This is a genomic window from Vibrio sp. (assembly GCF_984391705.1).
In genome coordinates, this window is sequence record NZ_CFHWOM010000011.1 from 25667 (window position 1) to 41779 (window position 16113).

The following is a 16113-nucleotide window of genomic DNA, read 5'->3' on the forward strand; positions in this document are numbered from 1 at the left end:
TTCGATTTCAGCCTTCCAACGTCACCGCTAAGCCGTGGTACCGCGCTCTACTTCAAAAGCGCTTTTGGTTGCCACAACAAACTTTTATCTTTTTGTTGTGCACTGTTTACCGTTTTTAGCGATGGCGAGAAACAACAAAAAAATGTTGTTTAATCTTTTCTCGACTGGATCAAAACTTCGCAGATCAATCAGGTTTCAAACTCGATATCTCCAGACTCAACACCTTTAAGCACTTGCTTACCTTTTTCGGTGAGAGTGATCAAAGTTGGAGTACGGCGCATGGCTGGTATCTGCTTTCTTTCAACAGCGACCAAGCCTTGCTCTTTTAGCGACTCAAGTATCTGGTTTTTCTCTGCGGCTTTGATACCAGCATTGACATTAAGGCGTCGAGTGAGGTCGGTCATGGCAATGGTGTTCTTTTTCTCTTTCTTGAGAATAACAAGAACACGTACCTCAGCGTTTTTTAGCATGTTGATATCCATCAAATTTGTTATCTAGTTGACGATTATCGCCATGCTACATGAAGGATGCACACTTACCAATCACCAACTTACTCTTCACCGTTAGTTAGAACGCATTAAATTACGTCAATAATTACGTTTTTAATTACGCTATTGATTAACATACATCAAAGTGTTAATTTCTGTCCACCACTTTGTTTTAAAGGGAAATTGGATGTCACCGGAAATGGCTCACGTTACGTGTCGTGCTGAATTGACTTTAGAAAGTTTGAAGCAATTAAGAAAAGATGCAGGAAAGCTCACAATTTATATCAGCGGACCAATGACAGGGCACCGCCATTTCAATCATCCAGAATTCTTCCGTATCGAAGAAATGACACAGGATGCCGGACACATCCCACTGAACCCAGCAAGAAACCCCAAAGGGTTAACTTACGACCAGTACATGAAGCTGAGCTTCTCAGATCTTTTTGTCTCGAATGCTGTTGTTCGCCTTAAAGGTTGGATGGAGTCAAAAGGCGCACTGGCGGAAGTGTTTGCTGCTCATTCCCTTGGATTAATGCTCATTGATGAAGAGTAAACGTTCTTTAGTCGATGCAGCCATAGAGCTTGCAAACAACCAAGTAGAGCACACCCCAGAAGTGTGCTCTCACTGCAGCGGGAAAGGTGAAACCAAAGGGTTATTCTCTGCTAAATGGGAATGCCTTCATTGTGATGGGCTTGGTTATACCGGCGATCCAGTAGCAATAGCTAAATGGTTTAAAAGTGCGCTAATTCAACGAACCGAAAAGATACAACAGCTTGGTTCACACTGCGGCAGATTGAACGATGAAAATGATGTGCTCAAAGTTATCTATCCCGATTGGGAGCAAAAACTAAAAGAGCACTATGAACAAGAAACCCACGATAAGTGCAGATCACGGTTTGACTGACTGTGAATGGAGGCGGAATGTCAAACCACCAGCAACGATATACACGATGGCAGCGTATTAAAACACTAGGCTTCCATGATTTGCTAATTCGCTTTTCCTCTCCATACAAACTCCATTTCTTGGCTGGATTGCACGCCATATCTATCAACCATGGTGCCAACATCACTAAGGAAGTGACCTCCCTTAAAAGCGCATTCTCTGATTTAGATACGGAAAAGGCAGCAACCGCCATCATATTTCACCCGCAATTTGGGAAAACCAGCAACAAAAAGGGATAGCATGAAACCACTAATCAAATGGGCAGGCGGCAAAACGTGGCTTGCCAAACGTGCAGAGCGCATTGTTAATGACATTGCACCAGAACGAGTCGTAGAGCCTTTCGCCGGCTCTGCAGCATTTTCTTTGTTTTATGAATTTAACAACGTCACCCTCAATGATGCTAACCCCGCCCTTATCAATTTGTATAAGCAACTCTCCAACGGGTATGAAATAGATCCAAACGATTTCTTGCTAGAAGAGGAGTTCTTCTATTCTGCCAGAGAGGAACTGAATAACTCTTTACTGTCTGGTCAGGAACTAGGCGAAAGGGAAGCTGCCCTTTTTTGGTATCTATGCAAACACTCTTTCAATGGGCTTGTTCGCCAAAGCAAACGAGAAGGCAAATTTAACATGCCGTTTGGTGACTATAAGGGCATCGCCACTCCACCGGACACAAAAGAGTTTATGCGAGTCGCTAAAAACTGGACCTTTAGTTGCGGTTGCTTCTCAGCGGTAGATATATCCGATGCTCAGATGGTCCTAATGGATCCTCCTTATGAGAAAACATTTAACGGCTACACCAAAGATAAAAATGAAAACTTACAAGATCGCATTGTTAGTATGCTTAGTGGCTACGATGGAGCTGTAATCGCCACTAACACGCTTTTGCCTGAACTTACCCATATCTACCGAGAGGAGGGCTTTACCGTCTATAAAACGCCTGTGAGGCGCTCTATCAGCTGTAAAGGGAGCGGGAGAGGTAAAACATTTGAAATGATCGCACTTAGAGGGTTTTCTAAGAAGCAATTTAGGCGCTATATGGATGGGTTACAACCTTATTACCCTAAACCAGTGAACGTTTGAGGATAAACGTGAGGATTTGAGGTGAATCGTGAAGTGATGACTCCGTAGAACACCCCATCAATACCACTCCAATACTAATTAAAGCCTTGAATAATATGGCTTTTGTAAAAACTCAAAAGCTCATTGTTATCATTAGTTACCCCATAAACCGTGAAAGACAGAAGGCATCTTTCACGGTTATACTTCAAATTATCACGCTTTTTCTTCAATCTCTTGAGCAGCTTCTTCAGATTCTCTCAGTTTTGAAAAGAACCCACTGCCAAAATCGTGCCCTTCAGTACCAATCCTCACCAAATGTTCTTTTAGATTATTAATTTCCTCAATGGACGGAATGCATCGCTTATCAACAACGTCGGCAAATGTCTTTAATGCATCCTCGTAGGTCAGATTTTTCTCAACCTTAACGCCGACTTCTTTTTCCGGCAATTGCCACTGAAAAAGAAACTTAATCCCGACTACTTTTCTACCTTCTTTGATGTAAGAGAATCCGTAGTTCCCAGTTTTGTCATCGATCAGAAATCTAATATGGGACTCTTTCTCATCAATTTCTTGAATCGCTGGTTTAATGATCCGCTTGATAAAGTTAGCGTTTACAGCATAAGTCTTTTTCAATAGCGTCCCTTGCCTATCTAACAGACCAAAGAAACCATGGAGGTCTTCAATCGTTTGTGGGTGCAGCTCAGTGTTAGGGGATTTGAACCGGCAAAGCATGGTATACAATCTTTTGCCATGCTCCGTTTTTATTTGTCGGAATGATTTATGTGGAATTTGAGCGTGACCTTGGGATATCCCTAAATACTCTGTGATCAGCTCATCATTAGGTTTGATGGTTAGCGTGCCATGTTTGTACTTAACTCGCTTAAACAAAGGGATAAAGTCGAAAGAATCACCTTCCTGTATCACACCTATTTTCTTACCTGCCAATCGTTCTGACGGCTTATAGAGGATGTTATAAAGGTCTTCCTTTTCCACGCAAAACCAGTCGCAAAGCACTTTGCTTTTAAACTCATAGCTAGGTGATATCGGTGTTTTCCCTGCCATAAAGTCTTCCCACTGGTCTTTATGCAACCGTGACAGTAATAGAGCAAAAATATCGTGCTCCACTGGTGATAACGACAGTCGGGAAAAGACAAGCGCATGAGATTTTTTGAAAAAGTCGCTATGGATATCGGCAGACACTGCACTTGTGATTGTTCGTTCTTTTGGCAACTTTTGCTCAGGGGCGTCATTGTCATTCATAACTATTACCTTTTACTCCGGTGCTTCTTGCTAACTATGACTCTTTGCTGCTAAGGGGCTTTTAATTATTACCCTTTACTCCGGAAATGCCGGAGTAAGAAGTCATTTATTGTGATTTATTGCCTTTAATACCGGAGTAAGAAGTAATAGTAAAGGTTTTATAGAGAGTTTTGAGCGCCAAAGCGGAGTAAAAGGTAATAGTTATAGAAAAAATCAACGAATCAAGGACATAAATAGCCATTTATCAACAAACTTACACCTCAAGCCGGAGTAAAAGGTAATAGTTACCGGAGTAAAACGATCTATCTAGCGGAGTAAAAGGTAATAGTTACCGGAGTAAAGTGATCTAGTTACCGGAGTAGAACGATCTAGTTACCGGAGTAAAAGGTAATAGTTTGTTCTGTAAGTCATTGAGCCTAAAGGTTTTTTAGCGCCCTATATATCTTTATAGATCTTTATAGATCTTCATAAATAAAATATAACTATTATAGAAGTGTGGATTTGTGGATAACTAATTTAGTCACCTCCTTAGCCTAACATGTCAAACGCTCCTAACTAGATGGCAACTTCCAAGTGATAACAAATAAGTATCTACCTGATACCTGTTAAGTGCTTTTATGGTGTTTTATGGGTATCAATTGAGTTTTTGTGTGTTATGATAAGCACACACAAATGAAGGAGATGCTCATGATTATCTTGGTTTTTGGGCAAAGAGGTGGAGCAATGAAATCTATTTGCTCCCAAAACTTAGCCGTAGAACTTGCACACCGCCATAATTCAGTCTGTCTGGTTGATGCAGATCCTGGTGGTACTACTGCAAACTTTGGTGCTTACCGTGAGGAAGAAGGTATTGAGCCACCAATTTTTTGCGTGCAGAAAAGAGGGAAAATCACTAAAACCCTGCAGGAGTTAGATACTAAATACGATTATGTGATCGTAGATGTTCAGGGAAATATTGACCCGACTCGTACACAAGAAATGCGCAGTGGCTTACTGGCGGCTGACATTGCCTTAGCACCTTTTCGTCCCACTCAAGACCATAGAGACAGTATCCTAGAAGTACAAGACCTTATTGATACAGCTAAAGATTTTAACTCTAAGCTTAAAACGTTTTGCATGATCTCGATTGCCCCGACCCATACAGCGAGAGAGCAAGACATTATATTCACTAAGAGTACTCTTAAAGAATACAGTTCAATGGAAGTCCTTGAGACAGTGGCATACAACCGAGTGGTGTATAGCGATGCCTATGCTATTGGTCGTGGTGTAAGAGAAATGAGTGATGCAAAAGCCAAGGCAGAAATGAACAACTTGGTCAATGAATTACTGGAGAAAGCAAATGGCTGATAACACTAAACGATTCAGACAACCTATTCGAAAGAACCAAACGCCTGAAAAAAATGCCGATGCTTTCATCAATGGCGATGTTAATAGCCAACAAGATGAGGTATCACAAGAATGGTATGAGGCATTAGAGTCGACTGACAAAACAAAATCGTCAGAAAAGCCAGTGCATATCAACTTGAATGAATATTACCGCGAATGGGGTACTAAATTAGCTGAATTGGACCCTCAATTTGCTAACAGAAAACACCTTTGCCAAGTTTTAATCGCAGAAGGCATGAATAAGCTCATTGAGAAAACTCTTAAAGAGCAAAAGAAAAAAGAAGCATAAAAAAGGAGCCTGTTGGCTCCTTTTTTTAAACTAATAACCATCCTGATAACATAGGAACAAAGTTCCTAAATCATTATTGATTATTTGCTGGCTTCGCCAGCTAAAGGTCTAGCAAGGCGTTAATCGTAAAAGCCTGCGTCCATAGAAGCATTGATGCTAAATGGATCGTTCTTATCGCCTCTCTCGTCTGTTTCTGTTGATTGCTTAACAAACGTTTTTTTATGCCCTGCTATTGGTAGGTGCTGAGTGCTGATATTGGCGGTATCCATAATCATTTGCATAATGGTTTCCATGCTTTCTTCACTGTCAGCATTAATCAATGCATCAAGAACCTGATCAGTTATCGCAACATGGCTACGCTCTTGTAGTTGTTTAAAGAACTGCTCACGATTTGTCTTTTCAGATTTCAGCGTTTCTGTTTCTTCAGTGGCACTGTCCAAAAGTTGTTGAAGCTCTTGGGCTTTCTCATCTTGATCTGCAATTACCTGCTGAGCATCAAGCAACATGCCTTTAAAATGAGCCGACTCAAACGCCATGGATGCATTGAACGAATCCAATACCATTTCTCGCTCATCTTCAGGTACGCCGGCACTGGTTAGATTATCGAGGACCGCTTGGCGATCAAATTCATCTTCTGCAGATGCAGAATCCAACACATAGCCACGGTTGCCAGCGAATAACGGGTTATGTACATAATCAAAACCATAAAACCCATTAATAAGTGTGTTGCCCCCAACTTTGCCACCACCACAAGCCCACGAAAAACCACCAATACGAGAGTTGTGTAACCCAAGAAGCTTACGCCCTTCGTCATTGTCCAATACTTCTTGGGTGTGAGTTAGGTTGCCATCGTCATCAATAGACAAACCTACGGTCACACAGGCAGGAATAGCGTTAACAACGGTCATTTGTCCATTAGGCAAGTGAACGGGTAAAGTTTCCCCCAGAGTAAGCTTGCCAGCCATTTCACGAAGACCATGTGAGACATACCCCACCAATTCTCGTAAACGCAAACGCTCTTCCACTTCAGGCGCTGTCAGCACCGACTTGACGTTATCAAGAATGTACCCACGTTGTTTGCCCGTATACTTTCTACCTGTATCAAAAATATTGAATGTACAGGTAATACTTTGCAGGATTTTTTTAGACATTTTCCTCTCCCATCAGCTCTGCAATGCAGCTGTAAATCATGGTTTTCAGTTGATTATGGCTATCTGGATCGGAAACCGAGTCCAGAACCTTGTCGACTTCATCCTGATCACCATCTTTCGCAGCCTCTATCAGTTGCTTAAATGTTTCTTCACTCACACGCAAAACATCAGTAAAGAGCCAGTTTGAAGTCTGTTTAAAGTTGAACTTGTTGAGTTCGGGATCGAGCATTTGCATTAGCGTAACAACTGACGTTGCGAAGCTAATTCTTGACTCCCTCGCCGTCGCTTCTTCACGTTCTAATACGTTATTTAAGCTGTTAAACTCGATACGCCATGGTTTGTCTGTTTCCGTGTAAACCTTGCCCCATTTCATCAACACATGGATTTCACAGAGCTTTTCTGCACCAGCCTTGATCGCTCGGCGGATTAGATTAGCCTTGATTGCAGCAACCATAGATTGCGTCCACCAGCCACCCTCACCAAGACCACCACTCATATCTTCAGTAAAGCCAACGAGTGATTTATCCACGCCTAGCGCACTACACAGACGATTGACATGAAAGTTTACGTCTTCGATATGGCTAATATTGACATCCGACTGCTCGGTTTGAATGTTTACTTGACCTGAGCCGTCAGCGGTAACTGGCAGAATGTGGTTATCTATTGTTGAAATATGCCCACGTTTAGCTGAGCGCTTAGCCGACAGGTTCAACTTTCGCTTTAACGCCCCCAAAATGGTGTTGTAATACTGAGCTGCTAGAGTTGGGTTTTTCTTACCGGTCTGGATTGTGATGAATCGGTCTCGCTTCGCAGCGTTCTTACGTGCTGAGTTGAGTGACAATATGGCTTCATTTAAATCAACCCATGGATCATAAGCTGAGCGTAACAGACTGGAACCGTAGTCCTGTGTTTCGACCGGCTCTTCATTCTGGTAGTCATCATCATTAATATCAAATGCCAATGGGTTTAAACGCACAGGTTCAATAAGCGTGCTGCCGTGACCGTCCCATTTAGGGATTTTAAATTGGATAAATTTCCACGGCTCCATAAGCTCAACAAGCCCTTTCTTCTCAAGGCTTCGTTGGTATTTTGAAGTGTAGCCACACAATAATCCTGCTCGCTCATAGCAACGGATATGAGCAGGGTGTGTATAGTGGTCAAATCGAATGTGAGTGATCCCTTTTTGTGGCTCGATATAGGGACGCACATAACTCAGACCGTATTTAGCGGCTTGAAAAGCTATTGCTTCGGCATTTTCGTTTAACCAGCGACCGATAGTGTTTCGCAGGTCCTTAACAATTTTGTCTCCCTCCCCTTCTTTGGTAGAGGCAATAAACAAAATTTCTTGAGTGTCGGTTTTGGCAGACAGAGCATTGGCAACATGCATCTTTAGGGCGCTGTCGATAGTCGGATCGACTGCCATTTCTTCATATCTCAAATAACCAGCACGACGATTGCAAGGGAACGGCTCAATAAGCTTTTCGGTTTCTGACTCAGAGTTAGCTCCCTCTTTGCCTAGTAAATCATCAAGCTTGCCTGCATCCTCATAGTCGAAACCTGATTCTGCCAGCTCTAAATGACCGCTATGGTCATCGTCTTGCTGACCTTGGAACATTTGTGAGAGTTGTTGCCACCACCTCTTTTTTTTCTCAGCCATGATTCTCTCGCCTGTTAATTAACATCGAGAGAGTAACGAGCAGTGGTTAGAGGTGCATCAACACAGATTTGTTTGAGTGGGGCTTGGCGGGTATCTTGTAAGTATTTAAAGGGTATCGTATTGATACCCTTTATTTCATTGCGCTTTAAGCAATAGCATTGGCGACGGCGACTAATTCAAAGTCTTCGTCGATTAGGATGTAGCTGTCTATGGCGCCATCTTCAAACTCAATGACATGCGTATCATCTTCTAACGCTCCGATGTCTTGACGTTCGTCATGGTAAGCAAAGCCTGCGAGCAAAAGATAGGCAGGTTTTTCATAATGAATTTTCTCTAACCATTCAGCATCAATAAAATCAGACGATACCAGCTCTCGCTCAATAAGCATTTGTTTTATACCCCACCAATAGATGCCATATGCACGGTACCAAAGTGGATTTTTACGCAGCATCTTTGCTACAGCTGAAAGAAAGGTTTCCATCCACTGTTCTTCAGTCTGCCCTTCCGTTGCTTCATCATAAAGAGGCTGAAGTTCTGCTTGTGTTGGGATTTTTATTTTCATGGTCGTAATTCCTTGCCATAGGGTACCTACAATATAGCAGATACCCTACAAGTGTTAAATAAGTATTTATCTGATACCTGTTAGGTGTTAGGCGATGATCTCAAACACCTCCTTAACATCAACGCTCACAGGGAAATACCACCAGCTGCCATCCCAATCACCCTCTGCGGTACAGAACTTAGCACCAAAGCGGTTTTTAAGGATATCTTTAGCAGCAAACAGCTTACCGGCTTTACCATTTTCATCTTTCAAGAAGAAATACTGAAATGCTGACAATGAGCGAGCGCGGTATCGACCATTACGAGGAATAGAAACATCTTTGTAGTTATATCGCGCAGTAACACCGATATCTTCAAATCCTTTTTTCACTTCCGCTGGTAGCTCTTTAAAGGCTGGGTTCTTTTTTAGCTCTTCAAGTTCAGCGTCGGCAGCCTGACGTTTCGCGGTTTCTGCCTCATCAAGTAGCTTGCTTTCAAGCCCTGAAATGAACTCTCTCACCCAACGATTAATTTCCATTCGGTTATCCCCAAGCTCTGCAGCTTTATCTTCTGCAGATTCTTGGAAGTCCTGACGAGCCAGACGGTATGCTTGGTGCTTAGCTACTGCTGCTGGCAGTCCTTTTAACGAAGAGGACAATTGAATGCCTTCTAAGAGCGTTGGTTGATAGTCCATCCAAGCCTTATCACACGCTGCTAGGACATCGGCTTGTGAGGCTTTTTGTCCGTATTCCGCAATTTCTTGATCATAAAAGTCACCAAAGAATGGTTTTACAACTTCTCGCCATGCATACATTGGCTTATCTTCTCTGCGAAGTTTTAAGTAATGCAATGCAATCTCACGCTTCAAAGCGTTGTCACTGACGTCAGGGTAAACCAACATTTCTGTTGGATGCTGATCTGCGCTGGCGAGAGTAAGCTCTCCATTGACTCGGAATAGGAAGTTACCGTAACCCTGCAGCTTGATGTCATCACGGTATTTTACAAACTGATCTTTTTTCAGTTTTGATAGCGTGTTGTAGGTATAAGTGATAGATAAAATCTGTTTCACCCTTACCTCATCATCTGACAAAGAAACATGCTTTAATCCGTCTGGCATGGAGTCTAAATCCGCTTTCATGAACTCCCCATTGCGGCGCCCCCACCAATAATAGGAAACATCCCCAACAGGCACAGAGTAATGCACTGAGCGTGAAGATTGTTCAACCTGTTCAATGCGAAGAATTGCCCCGAAATCCGTTTCAAAATAAGTGCCAACCGTAAGCACCGAACCGTCACGAGCAACAATGGCATTTTCAGGGTTTTCGATAATCGCACTGTCAAACGGAAGTTCGCCAGCACTCGCTTTTTGCTTTAGGAACGTCATCCGTTGTGATAGTCGAGATTCAAGCTTGGCTTTATCTTCTTCCCATTTCGCATCATGATCTTGAAGGGATTTGTTAATTCGAGCCAATGCTTGTTCTGCTTTGCTACTATCTTCTCCTTTTTCTTTAATGCGAGAAAGCGATGCTTGAGCTTTGTCTTTACGCTCAACCAGTCGATTGTAGTCTTCAGCTTTATCCGCTTCCCAGCTGGCTAACTGACTGCGTAAGCCAATTACTTGAGACAGGTCTACAGCGCATTTCAAATCAGACTTACGCTTACGCTCTGCTTGTTTTTGGGCTAAGCGTTCCATTCGTTTAGCTTTGGCTGCTTCAGGATCGGCTTCAAACATGTCTAGGTAGTCATCGTTATCTATCGCATTGCCATTGACTGCTTCTGATTCTGTTCCATTGAACAAATCTCGCATCCAACTCTTTTTCTTATTGAGTAGATCAAGGCGGTAGCCATCAAACGAGCCTTTACCAAGGTAGTAGTACAGGCTTACTTTTGATGCTGTATTCCCTTGTCTTACCCCTCGTCCATTGCGTTGCTGAATAGAGGCAGGTGTCCATGGCAATGTTAGATGATGAATTGCACTGGTCCCTTTTTGTAGGTTTACACCGACTTCAGCTTTTTTGTTACAGATAACGATTTTAATATCACCGGCATTGTAAGCATCAGCAATTCGTTGAAGCTTTGCTCCTGCTGCATCAGAGCCATTGATAATGCCGATCTGCTTTTCATCCAGACCAAGCTGGTTAACGATGATTCGCTTTAACTTATGGTGCTGAGTTTTTTCCTCGGTAAAGATAATTTGCTTACCTTTAACTTCTAACTCCGCTTTTAAGTTAGCGACCAGCTTCGCATACTTAGGCGTTAATGGATGGCTTACGTCGGCAGGCTTGATAGCCGCATCATTTAAACGGTCAAGTACAGCCTGTTCGTACACATCAGGAACCACCAGCACAATAGAGTCGGACTCGTCCTTTCGTTGATAATCCAGCTCAATAGAGACTTTACGTTTAACCTCTTCGCCATCTTCAGTTTGTTCGATGCGCTCTGCTTCGATAGATGCAGGAAGGGCAGCGATAAGCTGATCAACCGCTTTGGCTTTTGACGCTGGGAAAGTAAAGGTCATGGTCTGGTTGAACAGATCCATGTCTGTTGTCACCTTATCCATGTCTCGCATAACAGCGAATAGAGCGCGAGCATTCGCACTACGCTGGCGAGCCGGCTTGCTGGCTTCTTTTGCTTCTTCACGTAATGACTCATATGCCGATTCTTGATCTGCGGTCATGTCGACACTTTCATGAGTTTCAGGGGCATCTGGTAGCGCTAAGCTTACGTCTTCTGCGTTACGCATTAAGGTGTAACGGTGGAATAGGTTTCGTAATCCATCTAAGTTTTGGAAGCCGACTAATCCATCCTTTTGTACGATTTCACCTTTTACCGTCATTTTCTCAACGGTTTCAACCTTGCCGAACACACGAACAAAATCATCTGCAGTATAAACACCAAACTTTTCAAACTCTTCAACGGGTAATACCAGAGAAAGCATATTGAAAATCTCAAGGGGAGAGTTGGTTACTGGTGTCGCAGATAAAAGAACAGGTCCACGACCTTCGTTTTGATCACGTAGATATGCCATCTTCATTGCCATGTCGATAGCACGTTGTGATTCAGTCGGGTTTGGCAAGTATGCAATATTTGCCGTTTTGTCACCGGCTTTAAAACTGTTCTTAAATGCATGTGCTTCATCAATGATCACTGATTGGAAGCCCATATCTTCAAAATATGGGTACTCACCTTTCTTGTGACCGCCGTCTTCAAGGAAGCGTTGTTGCAAGGCTTCACGACGAACCGCTTCTTTATAGCTGATCTTGTCTTTGCCCTTACCAAGACTGAAGTCATCACCAGCGACCGTACTTGCTGCCATCTGGTCCGAAATTAGCGATTTCTCTACCCACTTGTCGGCATACTTATGCTTGTTGACTGGACGCATTTGAATTTCTTTATACTTTTCAAATGTCATGACAACTAACGATTTTGAGGTCTGGGGAATTTGGTGCATCTTGTCAAAGACTTCTTCGGCAGATTCTTTGATTAGGATGTCTTGATATTCGACGTCACCTGTATGCTTGTTTTTCTTTGGGTTTCCTTTCTCATCTTTGACAGCTTCACGCTGAATTTGCCCGTCTTTGTCTAACTTTGGTTTAAATCCGACAAACAGCGCATTATCCAGATTGCCATGAAACATCTTCGCTTCGTGGTACCAGTTCGCTAAAACAGAGTTAGGCACGACAATTAAGGTTTTATTGGCTCGCCCCATTTGCTTGTTGTAAGCCGCAAGCGCTAAGGCGCTAAATGTCTTACCAAGACCAACATCAAACCCAAGAATACCAGAGCCATCTTCTGACAAGCGGCGTACAGCGGAACATTGGTAGCCATGAGGTTTAACCATGGCGCTAACACCTTCTAAACCTAAATCGGCATCAGAATGTTCAAATGGGATGTAAGAATTAAACTTCTGGTTGTACAGCTCCGCCAGATCATCAATATCTTTGTGCTGCTGCATCCATAAGCGGAACTCTTCATCCAAACGCGCAACGCGCTCTTTGTACTCTTCGATATACTCTTGTTTTGAGCTAGTAACGTTACCGCCATTTAGCCAGCTATTAAGCTGCTTATTGAAGCCTTGATTGTCTTCATAACCAACAAACTCACCAAATGGAGAGCTGGTATCACGCACTTTCACGTTTTCAACAAAACTGCCTCCAGTGTCATCGTCTGTCGCAACCTGCTTTTTATCGACGAGGTAATCTAAGTTTGAGTACCCTTTCTCATGCATAAATTCCAACACATACTGGCGGTCAATCCACTTGTGGCGCATTGAAAATGCGATATTTTCCGGCTGTGTTTTGTATCGGCGCTGCTCTATTTCTTCCAGTTGCTGCTGGTACTTGGCTTTAAGTTTTGGATCGGTTTCGACATTGAGTGCATGACTAAGAGTAAGCACTTTTTGGTAAACATCGCCGGAACAAAAGCGGCTCATTGGCATAACCAGACCGTCGGGATGAATAGCGAGGTTTTTATCATCTGCCAAGTCAGACAATGATTGAATTGGAGTCTTGCCTTTATAGAGTTGCTGAATGTCTTCTAGCGTAATGTGCATCATGCCTTCACGTAGATACAGATGCTCCACAATTGCATGTGGATTTGTATCATCAAATGCCAGACCTTTTGTGCTGACTTCACCAGTTAATAAGGTTGAATAATCACCATTTTCGTCCATAGCATTAGAAAAAACGCCAAAATAGCGAGAGCGTTCACCTGCTAGAATCAGCCCCTTGTTCTGTTTAGGGTGTCCATACTTGTTGATTTCGTTTGCCACCAGCTCTTGCAAACGCATTTGTTCAGTGGCATTCCAATTACCCTGATTAGTATCATTTTGGAAGCGAGCTAGATCAGCACCGATTAATGAACCTCGGAAGATTTGCTCTCGATACTCATCGCTTGGTTGCGTCATGGCAAATTCAATAGCTTGCTTTTGAGGCTTAGAAAACAAATGTCCCCATGCTTTCATTGCAGCAAATGCCTGCTTCACTGAGAGCGACATTAAACCATGATTACTTTCAAGTAGCCCCTGAAGTGCCTCCAAAGACGCCACACCGTATTTACTTTCATCAATATCAGTGGTCGTTTGTAATGCATCAACAGGCTCCCAGTTGCCACGAGTGAACTCATACGTGCGCTCATCAATAACACGGCGATCACCTTCCACGTAGTTCTTAATGGCTGGCTCAGCTGTATCTAGGGCTTCCCAGTCAATGCGAGAATGGAATTTTGCCGCCAGCTTACGCTTGAGGGCGACATCTGTAACACTCGCATCACGGATCACTTTGTCGTCGTCACGTACTTTACTGGCATCTTTTGGAACAAATTTCCCATGAATAAAAGGTTTACCGTCACGCTCCCACCACTTACCTTCTAAGAAAGTGTCCCATAGTACATTTGCCGCTTGTAACTGCTCCATTGGTAGTTGAGCGATTTTCTCTGCGGCATTCTTGGAGTGTTTACGTAAGACGATAATATCTGTAACAACACCGGTACCTTGTTTGCCAAATGTTTTGCTTGGGAGCTTGTGAGCACCAAGGAACTCAGCTTTTTTGCTGATCTTGGCTCGCCATTTTTGCCATGCTTTTCCACGTTCGCGCACAATATTCACAGGCACAACGAGAACAAGTAATCCACTAGGCTTTACTTTGTCGATAAGGCGGTTAATAAAGTAACGCTCAATGAGCTTTTCACTTTTATGATCAGGGTCATCGTGAGCAGACGCACCACGGGCACTGCCAAAAGGTATGTTGCCAATTACAGAATCAAAGTGGTTGTCAGGTGATTCAACCGCCATCTTTTCAAAAGATTGATTGAAAACATTATCTTCAGGGTGAAGAATTTTATTCACGGCAGAACTGATCGGATCGATTTCCGTTGCTGTCATTTTAACGCCTTGATGCTTAGTGGCATTAAATACACCAGCGCCGGCAGATGGCTCTAACACGTTGCCGTTATCAAACCCATTCGCACTCAACAGCTCCCAGCACCCTTCTGCAATGTAGGTTGGAGTGTAATATTCGTATTGGCTATTTTCACTCAGACCGCCACGCCCTGAGTATTGAACAAGCAGATCATAATCTTCCGCTGTGAGCGTGCTTGTGTCCCAATTTGACGCTTTAATACGATCAACGATCGCTTTTACTTTGTTGTTGATCGCTTCTCGGGTTTTTACGCCACTGGCTTTTAGACCAAACTCACGATCGCCAGCAAATGCGACAGGCTGGAATATCTGGTTGAAAGTAGCTTCTAACTCATTGATATCTTTAGCTGCCAATAGAGCTTGCACCTGTTCATCTGTCGCGCTATCAAGCACAGCATGGTCATGCACAAACTGTAATGGTAAGTCTAATTCCTCTCCATCAGCTTCAGCGATCGCTTTTTTGAAGTCTTCAATGCGCATTGTAGAGATCGGTCCCAAGAACAGATCAGAATCATACTGCTTTAGATAAGCGGCTCGGGCTTGCTCTTTGTTGTCAAAGCCTAGCATTACCTTGTCTTCGTCAAAGAACTCAGGACAAGCGCAGTCTTGAACGTGTTCCTTACATTGAGGGCAGTATTTTGATGACCATTGTTTGATTTTTTCGATCGCATGTTGCTTCACGATGTAAACGTGATCGGCTTTTCGGTTCGGACCTACATAACAATCAATACCTTCCTGATCGGTTCCTTTGGTCGATCTTATGTACCCGTAGTCATAATGCATTGACACTGCCCATTCGCTACCATCAGGGTCTACACCTGAACGTTTAGTGCCTGCCTTGTTTTCAATGGAAATCGGTAAACCTTGGAACTGATAACGGTCCTGCAGCTTGAATGATTGTGGTTTGGTCGTGAAGGATGGTTCTTCATCTTCCGCGCTATCAAACACAACATCACGGTGTGGGTACGGTTTTTGCTCACCTTCAATAAACGCAATAGAAAAACCTTGTTCAATCGCGGCTTTAGTGGTGAACGAGTAATGAGCACTCATTGGTGCCATTTCTGGAAGCTGAGCAATTCGCCCGTCTGGAGTCATGCCATGAAAACGGATGAAATTTTTTATCATCGTCTGATCTTCGGCTGTGCCATCCATTTCGACGGTTGCTTTTTGTTCCCAGTGAGAGTCAATCAGAATGGAAACTTCTGATTTAAAAGGGGTTGTTATTAAGAATCTGTACATTCAGCGTATGGCGGGAGGTTCGCCATCCTCCTTTTGATGGGCAAACATTAATGTTCATCGGGAGGGTAACAAGCTCAATGAATACAGGCATCCACATAAAATTGTCAAAAGGTGGTCTACAATAAAAATTAACATAATAATTAACGTATAAATTACGCTTTCAGTTGGCGGTCGAATAGA

Annotated in this window: 12 protein-coding genes; 6 read left to right on the top strand and 6 right to left on the bottom strand. The window is 43.1% G+C overall.

Annotated features, from left to right (window positions below; translation table 11 throughout):
• Window positions 1-188 precede the first annotated feature (188 nt).
• On the bottom strand, window positions 189-470 hold the full coding sequence (locus tag AC4MRV_RS09360) for a hypothetical protein (RefSeq protein WP_103412225.1): 282 nt from the start codon (window positions 468-470) through the stop codon (window positions 189-191).
• A gap of 205 nt (window positions 471-675) precedes the next feature.
• Between AC4MRV_RS09360 and AC4MRV_RS09365 the strand changes: the two genes are divergently transcribed.
• The 4 genes from AC4MRV_RS09365 to AC4MRV_RS09380 are packed head-to-tail and all read left to right on the top strand — an operon-like array spanning window position 676 to window position 2515.
• Entirely contained in the window at window positions 676-1041 is a 366-nt protein-coding gene (locus tag AC4MRV_RS09365) for a DUF4406 domain-containing protein (protein ID WP_491187128.1), read from the top strand.
• Window positions 1031-1393, top strand: coding sequence for a hypothetical protein (locus AC4MRV_RS09370; protein ID WP_110097013.1), 363 nt, complete (start codon window positions 1031-1033; stop codon window positions 1391-1393). The genes AC4MRV_RS09365 and AC4MRV_RS09370 overlap by 11 nt, the downstream gene beginning before the upstream one ends.
• Before the next feature lie 17 nt (window positions 1394-1410).
• Window positions 1411-1671: a hypothetical protein gene (locus AC4MRV_RS09375; RefSeq protein ID WP_103412222.1), complete on the top strand. Its 261-nt coding sequence runs from the start codon at window positions 1411-1413 to the stop codon at window positions 1669-1671.
• 1 nt (window position 1672) lies between these two features.
• On the top strand, window positions 1673-2515 hold the full coding sequence (locus tag AC4MRV_RS09380; RefSeq protein ID WP_164368922.1) for a DNA adenine methylase: 843 nt from the start codon (window positions 1673-1675) through the stop codon (window positions 2513-2515).
• A 192-nt stretch (window positions 2516-2707) separates the two neighbouring features.
• On the opposite strand, the gene AC4MRV_RS09385 is transcribed toward AC4MRV_RS09380, so the two are convergent.
• Entirely contained in the window at window positions 2708-3754 is a 1047-nt protein-coding gene (locus AC4MRV_RS09385) for a replication initiation protein (RefSeq protein WP_103412220.1), read from the bottom strand.
• Window positions 3755-4441: 687 nt separating this feature from the next.
• On the opposite strand from AC4MRV_RS09385, the gene AC4MRV_RS09390 reads away from it, so the two are divergent.
• A complete protein-coding gene (locus tag AC4MRV_RS09390; protein WP_158652731.1) occupies window positions 4442-5101 on the top strand; it encodes a nucleotide-binding protein in 660 nt (219 codons plus the stop codon).
• Window positions 5094-5429 (top strand): hypothetical protein, encoded by a 336-nt coding sequence (locus AC4MRV_RS09395; protein WP_110097010.1) that lies wholly within the window; start codon window positions 5094-5096, stop codon window positions 5427-5429. Before AC4MRV_RS09390 ends, AC4MRV_RS09395 begins: the two co-directional genes overlap by 8 nt.
• A 119-nt stretch (window positions 5430-5548) precedes the next feature.
• Here AC4MRV_RS09395 and AC4MRV_RS09400 read toward each other — a convergent pair whose 3' ends face one another.
• The 4 genes from AC4MRV_RS09400 to AC4MRV_RS09415 all read right to left on the bottom strand — a co-directional run bounded on the left by AC4MRV_RS09400 (window position 5549) and on the right by AC4MRV_RS09415 (window position 15819).
• Window positions 5549-6580 (bottom strand): hypothetical protein, encoded by a 1032-nt coding sequence (locus AC4MRV_RS09400; RefSeq protein ID WP_103412217.1) that lies wholly within the window; start codon window positions 6578-6580, stop codon window positions 5549-5551.
• A complete protein-coding gene (locus AC4MRV_RS09405) occupies window positions 6573-8237 on the bottom strand; it encodes a portal protein (protein ID WP_491187129.1) in 1665 nt (554 codons plus the stop codon). The genes AC4MRV_RS09400 and AC4MRV_RS09405 overlap by 8 nt, the downstream gene beginning before the upstream one ends.
• 145 nt (window positions 8238-8382) lie before the next feature.
• A complete protein-coding gene (locus AC4MRV_RS09410; protein ID WP_103412215.1) occupies window positions 8383-8799 on the bottom strand; it encodes a hypothetical protein in 417 nt (138 codons plus the stop codon).
• An 87-nt stretch (window positions 8800-8886) separates the two neighbouring features.
• Window positions 8887-15819, bottom strand: coding sequence for an SNF2-related protein (locus tag AC4MRV_RS09415; RefSeq protein ID WP_164368810.1), 6933 nt, complete (start codon window positions 15817-15819; stop codon window positions 8887-8889).
• Window positions 15820-16113: the final 294 nt, after the last annotated feature.

What these genes read in the sequence shown, in the direction of transcription:
- AC4MRV_RS09360 (WP_103412225.1), bottom strand. Translation starts at nt 470, where the DNA reads ATGCTAAAAAACGCTGAGGTACGTGTTCTTGTTATTCTCAAGAAAGAG.
- AC4MRV_RS09365 (WP_491187128.1), top strand. Translation starts at nt 676, where the DNA reads ATGTCACCGGAAATGGCTCACGTTACGTGTCGTGCTGAATTGACTTTA.
- AC4MRV_RS09370 (WP_110097013.1), top strand. Translation starts at nt 1,031, where the DNA reads ATGAAGAGTAAACGTTCTTTAGTCGATGCAGCCATAGAGCTTGCAAAC.
- AC4MRV_RS09375 (WP_103412222.1), top strand. Translation starts at nt 1,411, where the DNA reads ATGTCAAACCACCAGCAACGATATACACGATGGCAGCGTATTAAAACA.
- AC4MRV_RS09380 (WP_164368922.1), top strand. Translation starts at nt 1,673, where the DNA reads ATGAAACCACTAATCAAATGGGCAGGCGGCAAAACGTGGCTTGCCAAA.
- AC4MRV_RS09385 (WP_103412220.1), bottom strand. Translation starts at nt 3,754, where the DNA reads ATGAATGACAATGACGCCCCTGAGCAAAAGTTGCCAAAAGAACGAACA.
- AC4MRV_RS09390 (WP_158652731.1), top strand. Translation starts at nt 4,442, where the DNA reads ATGATTATCTTGGTTTTTGGGCAAAGAGGTGGAGCAATGAAATCTATT.
- AC4MRV_RS09395 (WP_110097010.1), top strand. Translation starts at nt 5,094, where the DNA reads ATGGCTGATAACACTAAACGATTCAGACAACCTATTCGAAAGAACCAA.
- AC4MRV_RS09400 (WP_103412217.1), bottom strand. Translation starts at nt 6,580, where the DNA reads ATGTCTAAAAAAATCCTGCAAAGTATTACCTGTACATTCAATATTTTT.
- AC4MRV_RS09405 (WP_491187129.1), bottom strand. Translation starts at nt 8,237, where the DNA reads ATGGCTGAGAAAAAAAAGAGGTGGTGGCAACAACTCTCACAAATGTTC.
- AC4MRV_RS09410 (WP_103412215.1), bottom strand. Translation starts at nt 8,799, where the DNA reads ATGAAAATAAAAATCCCAACACAAGCAGAACTTCAGCCTCTTTATGAT.
- AC4MRV_RS09415 (WP_164368810.1), bottom strand. Translation starts at nt 15,819, where the DNA reads ATGATAAAAAATTTCATCCGTTTTCATGGCATGACTCCAGACGGGCGA.